7 protein-coding genes are annotated in these 9,375 nt (G+C 60.1%); 5 read left to right on the forward strand and 2 right to left on the reverse strand.

All coding sequences use genetic code 11. The features are described 5' to 3' along the window. Window positions 1-59: 59 nt before the first annotated feature. On the reverse strand, window positions 60-1,835 hold the full coding sequence (locus ACQKDV_RS00705) for an oleate hydratase (RefSeq protein WP_427781880.1): 1,776 nt from the start codon (window positions 1,833-1,835) through the stop codon (window positions 60-62). 217 nt (window positions 1,836-2,052) lie between these two features. Then, a complete protein-coding gene (locus ACQKDV_RS00710; protein WP_427781881.1) occupies window positions 2,053-2,250 on the reverse strand; it encodes a hypothetical protein in 198 nt (65 codons plus the stop codon). Window positions 2,251-2,851: 601 nt separating this feature from the next. Between ACQKDV_RS00710 and ACQKDV_RS00715 the strand changes: the two genes are divergently transcribed. The 5 genes from ACQKDV_RS00715 to ACQKDV_RS00735 all read left to right on the forward strand — a co-directional run. Next, on the forward strand, window positions 2,852-4,087 hold the full coding sequence (locus ACQKDV_RS00715; protein WP_427781882.1) for a porin: 1,236 nt from the start codon (window positions 2,852-2,854) through the stop codon (window positions 4,085-4,087). Then, entirely contained in the window at window positions 4,084-5,751 is a 1,668-nt protein-coding gene (aspT, locus tag ACQKDV_RS00720; protein WP_427781883.1) for an aspartate-alanine antiporter, read from the forward strand. The genes ACQKDV_RS00715 and aspT (ACQKDV_RS00720) overlap by 4 nt, the downstream gene beginning before the upstream one ends. A 14-nt stretch (window positions 5,752-5,765) precedes the next feature. Beyond that, complete coding sequence (gene aspT / locus ACQKDV_RS00725; protein WP_427781884.1) at window positions 5,766-7,451, forward strand: aspartate-alanine antiporter; 1,686 nt, start codon at window positions 5,766-5,768, stop codon at window positions 7,449-7,451. 26 nt (window positions 7,452-7,477) lie between these two features. Then, window positions 7,478-9,064: a bifunctional aspartate transaminase/aspartate 4-decarboxylase gene (locus ACQKDV_RS00730; RefSeq protein WP_427781885.1), complete on the forward strand. Its 1,587-nt coding sequence runs from the start codon at window positions 7,478-7,480 to the stop codon at window positions 9,062-9,064. Window positions 9,065-9,249: 185 nt separating this feature from the next. Further along, the coding region (locus tag ACQKDV_RS00735) for a helix-turn-helix domain-containing protein (protein WP_427781890.1) at window positions 9,250-9,375 on the forward strand (126 nt) is incomplete at its 3' end.

Below are 9,375 nucleotides of genomic sequence, written 5' to 3' on the forward strand. Positions count from 1 at the left end.
ACCCCGCTTACACTCCCGCCATACCCGCGCACGGTCGCCAACCAGGTGAAAGCAATGCGTCAGATCAGTCTGGCGTTTGACAGCAGTGTTTCCAGATACGTGCCCTTGATCTTTTCCATCCCGATCCTGCCGAAAGCCCGTGCAATCCAGGGCAGGTCCAGCTCATGAAGGCGCTTCCGATCTCCGAGGTAGTAGAGCGAGCTGAGCAGAACTCTTACATCGAAGATGGAGGCGTAGACCTCCGGCACGCCTCGGTCGACATCAAGAAGCGTGTAGACCGCCTCCATGGCTGTCCGTACGGAATACTCCGTCGTGAAGACCGTATCCCGTTCTGTCTCGGCAAAATTACCGATGAACGCAAGGTTCCGAGAGCCGACGGGCACCACAAGCGGGCGATCACCCATGGCCCGTGGCATGAAGTAGGAGGTGATGTAGGGCATGTTGCAGGGAACGGTGCTGGCTGCCTCGCGCGCCAGCAGATCGATATCATCCAGTGGCACGCCAATGTGGTAAAGCCATTCCGCGCACAGTTCTGCACCGGAGCACTCGCGGATGGTCTTGGGAACATAGTTGCCGGGTCGGTCCGAGTAGAGTCCGTAAAGCCACACCACCAACTGCCTGCTTGAATCCTGGCTGGCAAAGTGTGGCTGTCGACTCATCGTGAAGCCGTAGAGCCAGTTCGAATCTTCGATGCTGCATGGCCCACCGGTGATGATTACCCCCGAGTGCGGATCGCGCCCGGTCAAGCGTTCGATATAGGGAGTGATGCGGTCATCCAGCAATGTGACCGTGGCAGAGATGGTCCAGTTGGCCTCGGGAATACGTTCGCAGAACACCTCAGGTCGGCCGAAGGCGGTGTCTCTGGCGGCCATGCGCTTCCAAAGCGACCACGCTCCGCCGTCGTCTGCAACAACGGGAGCTGGCGTGTCGTTGTCACCGTACGTGGAGCTTTCGGTGATGGACCCGTTGGTGATGAATACCAGGTCATCCGCATCGACATCAATCCGCTCGGTCTTCCCTTGCGCGCTCAGATGGATCTGGGTGGCGCGCTTCTCTCCAACATTTGCCGAAACGAGCACATCCTCCACCTGGATGCCATAGCGGAACGTCACACCCTGGGATTGGAGATGCTTTACCAACGGCAGGATAAGGGATTCGTACTGGTTGTATTGCGTAAATCGCAGTGATGTGAGATCAGACAGTGTCGAGATATGGTGGACGAAACGCATGATGTAGCGTCGCATCTCTGTAGCGCTGGCCCACGGTTCGAAGGCGAACATCGTCGCCCAGTAGAGCCAGAAGTGAGAAGAGAAAAACTCCTCGCTGAAAACCTCGTCGATGCGCTTGTTGTCAAGATCTTCTTCGCGGGTGAGGGCAAGCGAGATCAACTCTTCAATGGCCTTGGGGGTCAGGGTAAGGTCAGCCACCTGCGGTACGATCTGTCCCCGGCCATGAATTGCCCGGGCAGGGTTGCTTGAAGGATCTTTCTTGTGCAGCCAGTACATTTCGTCCAGAACCGATGCGCCGGGTGTTTCCAGCGAAGGCACTGAGCGAAACAGGTCCCATAGCGTCTCGAAGTGCGCTTCCATCTCACGTCCGCCGCGGATGATGAATCCCTTGTCCCGATCAAGGATGCCATCCATGCTTCCACCGGGGAGATCCAGCTCTTCAAAGACAGTAATTGCAGTGCCAGGCATCTGCGCATCACGGATCAGGAACAACGCGCCAGCAAGAGATGCCAGGCCCGCCCCTACGAAGTAAGCGCGCCTGCCATCGACCCCCTGAGGTTTGGGTGGACGCGCGAATGCCTCGAAGTTTCCATTTGAACGATACACGGCAGTGCTCCTGAGCTGGGTGGCGGTCCGCACGTCTGTGCGATGACATGTTGCCTGCTACTGAGGTGGATGGGAGTAGGTGCTGTGATGCGACAGCATGAGGGGAGGGCAGCGTCGCATCATGGATGATCGCTGCCCGAAGAAGGAGCTGAATCACTGCCTGGTCTTCTCCCGCTGCGCCTCGCGCTCCTGCTTCTTGTCAGCGCGTCTGGTTTTTTCAGGATTCGACGAGCCTCGTCATAGCCGCCAGGTGTTGCGCCCCCAATGGCTGCCCGGACACCAACCGGCCATCCAGCTCACGCTTGAATACCCCGGCTTGATACAGCCGGATGTCGGTTGACTTCCTCAGCTCAGCCAATGCCTGGTAGTCAAGGCCGGCATCGCTCCACGAAACCACGACGACGTTGCGACTCATGCCGAACTCCCTGTTTAGGTAGCCCTCAAATGTGATGAGCGAATGAAATCCAAAGTCAGCGTTGAAATCTCCGCGAGTAGTCTAAAGTGTTGATCTGTTAATGAAATGTGTGTCATGCACGATAACGTGGAGCCCTGGGACGCCGGCGGCCATGCTCATGACATCTTGACGGTTAACTGTGTATTAAGGGTTGCATCTCCGGTCAGGGGCTTTCCATGTCGCGCACCAGTGAGTCCGCTATTGAAGCCACGCCGGATGCTCTCTTCTGGCTTCGCCCACACTTGGAACTGGATCCCGCGGGTTTCGAGTGTGGAGCCAACGAGGCAACATCGCATGAAGCAGGCCGATCTTCGGGTCTGCGCCGAATTCCACATGCAGCGGGTTCTGGCTTCAATGCGCCTCGCCTGACGAGGATGAATCCGGGCAGGGGAACTTGACTGTGTGCGGCCGCTATGGATTGCCGTATCTGGCAACCGGACTGCTCTTCGTTGCCGGAGCAGCTTCGGCTGCCCATCAGGCAGACTCTGCACTGGTCGAGGAGGTGAAGGCCCTTCGTCGTGAAGTGGCCGAGCTTCGAGCTCGATTGGACGCAACACAACCCATGGATATCAGAACTCCGGCCACGCCAGAAGTCGCCAAGCACGCTGAACCTGTTTCCATCACGCCCGGCGAAGCGCCATCGCGCGAATCCTCGCCCCTGCCGCCCAGGCAGACCTTCGGCGACGAACTCACCGGGGTGGCTCGGCCCAACAATGCTCCTCCGCCCAACGATCCCCGACTTCAAGGCTTCATCCCCATCCCCGGTACTGAAACGGCCATCAAACTGGGTGGCTTTGCCAAGCTGAACTTCATCCACGATCAAGATCCTGCGGGAAACCCGGACAAGCTGGTTACCTCCAGTATCCCGGTGGCAGGCGACCGTGGCTCGAACACCAATCTGGACGCCAACGCCACGCGTTTCAGCTTCGAGGTCCGTCGCCCTTCAAGCCTGGGCCCGCTTCGGTTCTACCTGGAGAACGACTTCTATGGTGGCCCCGGGACCACAGGCTTCCGGTTGCGGCAGGCCCACGCACAGGTCGGCAACACGTACGCGGGATACGGCTATAGCGCTTTCGCGGATCCGGACAGTTATCCAGAAACTCTGGACGATGAAGGGCCCGGCAGCGAGTCCTTGCGCCGGGTCGCATCGGTGCGGCAATTGTGGAGTCTCGGCAACGGCGTAACGACTTCGTTATCAATCGAGGACCCTGAAACAGACATTGGCATATCTGCGCCAGGAAGCGCGGAGCAGCCGCTGCCGGACGTCGTGGGCACCTTGCGCATGGAGCGCTCCTGGGGGCATGTCCAGAGCGCGCTGTTGCTGAGGCGGCTGGCGTACCGTGGCGGGGGCGGTGAACAAGGTGCCACCGGCTATGGGCTGAATATATCCGGCCAGCATCACTTTGGCAGCGGCGTGCTGTCGGCCAGCATCATTCACGGTCGAGGAGTGTCACGGTATCTCAATGATCTGGGCGGCAAGCAGCTGGATGCCGTGGTGGCCCCCGATGGACTGGATCCGCTTCAGGTTTCAGCAGCGCATATCGGCTATACCCACCACTGGGCCGGGGGCTGGCGCTCGAATCTGGTGTTTGGTCGCCTGCAGCTGGAGGCGAATCCGTTGCTCGCTCCGGATGCCTTCCGAGCCAGTACCTATGCCGCAACCAACCTTATCCTTCAGGCCAGTCCGACCTTTTCCTGGGGTGTCGAGATCCTGTACGGCGATCTGAAGGTGCAGGACGGCCGCCGTGCGGACGTGCTGCGTGTCCAAGGCAGCATCAAGTATGACTTCGTGCGATGAGCGGGCTTCTCGTCCAACACCCGGAAATTGCGCTGTTCATAGCGCTGGCCGTGGGCCATATGATCGGAGCGGTGCGCGTTGGCCCAGTGCAGTTGGGCGGGGTATGCGGCACGCTCATCGTGGCGCTCCTGCTGGGCCAGACGGGGGTGACGCTGGCCGCAGATGTGAAATCCGTGTTTTTCGCGCTCTTCATCTTCGCATTGGGATTCACCGGGGGGCCTCAGTTCTTCGCGCACCTTGCCACTGGCTGGCGCTTCGGGATGCTGTCGCTGGTTGAGCTCATCGTAGTGACGGTCGTCGTGCTGGTGGCCACACTCGCGCTTTCCTTGAATGCGGGATCGGCGGCGGGGCTCCTTGCTGGCGCGGCCACCGAATCGGCGGTCATTGGCACAGCGTCCGAAGCGATCTCCCGTTTGCCGCTCACTGCGTCGGAGGTTGCGGCGCTGCAGGGGCAGATTGCCACCGCTTACAGCATCACCTACTTGTTCGGCCTGATCACGATTGTGCTGTTTACAAGCCAGCTGGCGCCCTTGATGTTGCGCATCAACCTCAGGCAGTCAGCGGCCGATCTGGCCGAGCGTATGGGGCAGACTGAAGCGAAGGGCGCCTCCGCATTGCCATCCCTGATCGGTCGCGTACATCGCGTCGGAAGCGCCGCAGGCTGCACGGTCGGAGCGCTGGAGGCAGAGTGGCGGCACGACGCCACGATAGTACGTATCCGTCGCGCGGGCCACGACCTGGAGCCCGAGCCGGAGCTGGTCCTGAAGGCCGATGACGAAATGTTGCTGGTGGGCCATCGGGAGGCGATTGTCGCGCTCGGCAGTGCCCTGGGCCCGGACGTGCACCGTGCCGATTTCGATCTCCCGTTGATATCGCGGAGTTACATCCTGGGCCGGCATGGCGCGGTGGGAGCTACATTGCAACAGGTGCGGGCGCTGGCGCCGTTGGCGCTTCGCCGTGGGGTCTACATCCGCTCAGTCAGGCGCTTGGGGCTCGACGTGCCGTTGTTGCCCGCGCTGGTCTTCCAGGCAGGGGATATCGTCGAACTGTTCGGCCCTGGCGCAGCTGTCAATCGAGCCGGCAAGGCGCTGGGACGCCCGCTGGAGAGCAGTGACAAGACCGACTTCGTCATGCTTGGAGCAGGGATTTTCGTTGGTTTGCTGCTGGGCATCGGCGGCGTCACTCTGGGCGGAATCCATCTGACTCTGGGGCTGGGCGGTGGTTGCCTTGTGTCAGGCCTGGTAAGCGGCTGGTTCTCCAGCCGCCACCCTCAGTACGGAACCTTTCCCGCGCCTGCTGCGCAGATCCTCAAGGATTTCGGTCTGGCTGCATTCATCGCGGCAGTTGGTTTTTCCGCAGGGCCAGAGGCATGGACGCTGATGAAGGAGTACGGCCTTTGGCTGCCTTTCGCAGGCGTGCTTGCGGCGCTGCTGCCTGCGACGGCTTCGCTTCTGATTGGACACTTCCTTCTGAAGATCGAGGCCCCCCTGCTGCTGGGAGCAATCGCGGGCCAGCAGTGCAGTACCCCGGCAATCAGCGCCCTGACCAGCGCGGCCGGCAACGCGACTCCGGTTGTTGGTTACACCGTGACCTACGCAATCTCCAACGTGCTGCTACCGCTGCTTGGCCCGTTGGTGGTGAGTGTTGTCTACCGCATGACTTGACCAGGAGAGGCCCGATGATGTGGTTGCATTCTGTATTTAGCCGGTCCCCCGAAGCTGCGATCTTTCTGACGCTTGCGCTGGGGTATGCAATCGGAAAAATCAACTTCGGTCGGTTCCAGTTGGGGGGCGTGGCGGGTTCGCTGCTCGTAGCGGTGTGCGTCAGCCAGATCGGCGTGTCCATCGACAATGGCGTCAAGGCCATCATGTTTGCCTTGTTCATCTACGCGGTTGGCTACAACAGTGGTCCGCAGTTCTTCAGCTCGCTCAACCGTTCCAGCATCAAGGAAATCATCCTCGCCGCCTTTGTTGCTGTAGTGTCGCTGGTGACGGTGGTAACCCTGGCCAAGCTCTTCGACCTGGACAAAGGATTGGCCGCAGGCCTGGCCGGCGGCGCCCTGACCCAATCGGCCATCATCGGCACGGCGGGGGATGCCATTGCCAGATTGCCGCTGCCGGCGGATCAGATCGCGACCTTGCAGGCCAATGTGGCAATCGCCTACGCGGTGACCTACGTATTTGGCTCGCTGGGCGCCATCATCGTCTGCGCCAACATCCTGCCGCGCTTCATGAAGCAGGATCTACGCGAGGGCGCGCTGCAGGAAGAGCAGCGACTGAGTGGCGGCGCCATGCCCGCGGTGGCCGGCATGTCCAGCGCAATGCCGGCACTGGTCGGTCGGGCCTATCAGGTCACGCACGCGGCGGGCAGGTCGGTCGCGGATATCGAGAGCGAGGCCGATGGTGCATTGACGATCGAGCGGGTGCTGCGCGGCGGAACTGCACTGGATCTGGCCGAAGGGCCGCGCCTTCAGAATGGTGATGTCGTGGTGGCGATCGGTCGCCGCGAACACGTCGTCGAGGGTTCCGCGCGCATCGGCCCGGAGTTGCCGGCGTACGATGGACCGCAATTGGTGATGCAGTCGCGCCAAGCCGTGTTTACCCGCAAGGGAATGAACCGGATGACCATTGCGCAGATCAAAGCCGCCATTGATCTGAAGATGCGGCATGGCGTCTACATAGAATCCGTCACCCGCATGGGCCGTCCCGTACCAGTACTGCCGCAGACGGTAATGATGCACGGCGATGTAGTGACCTTCTACGGTGCCGACTCGGACACGGCCCGGGCCGCCAAGGAGGCCGGCTACCCGCTGGTGGCCGATAACAAGACAGACTTCGTTTACATGGGGCTGGGCATCGTCGTTGGCTTGCTGGTTGGTCTTCTGGTGGCCAACATCGGCGGCATTTCGCTGACGCTGGGCGCGGGTGGCGGCGTTCTGCTGTCCGGCCTGCTGTTTGGTTGGCTGCGCAGCAAGCGACCTGTGATCGGCGCTCTACCTTCGGCAGCGGGGCAGCTGCTTCAGGACTTTGGCCTGGCCGCCTTCGTCATCGTCATCGGCCTCAATTCGGGCAAACAGGCACTGGGCGCCATCCAGGAACACGGCATCACCCTTTTTGCGTTGGGGGTGGCGGTCACGATGGTTCCTCTGCTGTTGGCCATGCTGTTCGGTCGCTACGTACTGGGCTACCGCAACGTCGCCGTCTTTGCTGGCGCCTTGAGTGGTTCGCGTAGCGCGAACCCGGCCATTGGTGCGGTCCTGGACAAGTGCGGCAGTTCCGTCCCCGCAGTTCCGTTTGCCATCACCTATGCCTTGGCTAATGTTTTCCTGACTCTGCTGGGACCGCTTGTCGTGGGCCTGGTCTAATCGCGGCTGATAGAGGAGTGAAATCGATGGATCCGCATATCGAGAAGCTTGCCCAACTGAGCCCCTTCGAGCTGAAGGACGAACTGATCACCTTGGCAGGGAGCGTCGAGAACCGGTTGATGCTCAATGCCGGGCGCGGCAATCCCAATTTTCTGGCGACCGTTCCCCGGCATGCATTCTGGCAACTGGGCCTGTTCGCAATGCGCGAGTCACAGCGCTCCTTTGCCTACATGCCTGAAGGCGTGGGTGGCATGCCACGGTTGGCAGGAATCGAAGATCGCTTTGAGATTTTTGCAAGAGAGAATTCAGGTGTCGCCGGCATCGAGTTCCTGGTAGGAGCGGTGTCCTACGTGCGCGATCAACTGGGGCATGATGCCTCAAGGTTCCTGTATGAGATGTGCGACGCGATCCTTGGCTGCAACTACCCTGTACCGGATCGCATGCTGAAGTGTGCCGAGCCCATCGTGGCCCAGTACCTTCGCCAGGAGATGGTTGGGACCTATCCTTTCGTTGGCGACGTCGATGTTTTTGCCACTGAGGGCGGCACGGCCGCCATGACCTATATCTTCAACACGCTTCGCGAAAACCGGTTGCTCGCACCAGGAGATAGCATTGCCATTGGCATGCCCATCTTCACCCCTTATATCGAGATTCCGGATCTGAATGATTACCGGTTGAAGAAAGTGCTGATTGAAGCCGACCCGGCGCTAGGCTGGCAGTACCCGGAATCTGAAATAGAAAAATTGCGCGATCCGAAGGTGAAGGCATTTTTCCTTGTCAACCCGAGCAATCCCCCGTCGGTACGAATCGATGAAGAGACGCTGCAGTTGATTGCTGCTATTGTCGCCGAACGTCCGGACCTGATTCTACTGACCGATGATGTCTACGGCACATTTGCCGATGATTTCACCTCGCTGTTCGCTGTTGCGCCCCACAACACCATCCTTGTCTACTCCTACTCGAAGTACTTCGGAGCAACCGGCTGGCGATTGGGTGCCATTGCAACCCATCGCGACAATGTCCTGGACCGGAGCATCGCCAGTCTATCCGAGAGCGTAAAGGTGGAACTGGATGCACGATATTCAACGATCACGACAGCCCCGCGCGAATTGAAGTTCATCGATCGCCTTGTGGCTGACAGTCGCACCGTGGCGCTGAACCACACCGCCGGTTTATCCACCCCGCAGCAGGCACAGATGGTGCTTTTTTCGCTGTTTGCGCTGATGGACACACCGAATGCTTACAAGATGGCAATGAAGAGGCTGATCCGGGCTCGCGAGCATGCGCTTTACCGCGAAATTGGTGCATCGCCTGACCCGAATCCCAATGACGTGGGCTACTACACCTTGCTGGATCTGGCCGATCTGAGTGAAAAGGTCTATGGGAAGCCGTTCGTCGATTGGTTGCTCAAGGCGGTCGAGCCACGCGAACTGCTGTTCGAGCTCGCCAAGGACTCAGGCATCGTGCTGCTGCCAGGCGGGGGGTTCGGCACCACAAGGCCGGCCGGGCGCGTGTCACTGGCCAACCTCAACGAAGCCGACTACGCCAATATCGGGAAGGCAGCCAGGGGTCTGATCGAGAAGTACTTCGAGAAATTTGAAGCAGTGAAATAGTCGCACCAAGAGCTGCTCCGGCGGAACGGCAAAAGTTCCCGTTGAAGCATATGGCCGGCGGAGAGTCCTGAAGTTCGAAAGCGCTGCCCACTTCTGTGCTCAGGATGGACGTTGAGCGCAGAGGAGGGCGACAGCTTAGACTCAACTTCCAAGTGCAACACCCGACAATCACGTAGGGTGCAGGCATGGGAAAGCATTACAGTCATCTGAGCTCGGAAGAGCGAGGCGTGTTTCAGCTTGAAATCGCCAACGGCACAAGTATTCGTTCCATAGCCCGGCGGCTTGGCCGTAGCGCGTCGACCCTGTCGCGC

This window comes from Stenotrophomonas sp. NPDC077659 (genome assembly GCF_050268705.1).
GTDB lineage: Bacteria > Pseudomonadota > Gammaproteobacteria > Xanthomonadales > Xanthomonadaceae > Stenotrophomonas.

What these genes read in the sequence shown, in the direction of transcription:
- aspT (WP_427781883.1), top strand. Translation starts at nt 4,084, where the DNA reads ATGAGCGGGCTTCTCGTCCAACACCCGGAAATTGCGCTGTTCATAGCG.
- aspT (WP_427781884.1), top strand. Translation starts at nt 5,766, where the DNA reads ATGATGTGGTTGCATTCTGTATTTAGCCGGTCCCCCGAAGCTGCGATC.
- ACQKDV_RS00710 (WP_427781881.1), bottom strand. Translation starts at nt 2,250, where the DNA reads ATGAGTCGCAACGTCGTCGTGGTTTCGTGGAGCGATGCCGGCCTTGAC.
- ACQKDV_RS00730 (WP_427781885.1), top strand. Translation starts at nt 7,478, where the DNA reads ATGGATCCGCATATCGAGAAGCTTGCCCAACTGAGCCCCTTCGAGCTG.
- ACQKDV_RS00715 (WP_427781882.1), top strand. Translation starts at nt 2,852, where the DNA reads ATGGATATCAGAACTCCGGCCACGCCAGAAGTCGCCAAGCACGCTGAA.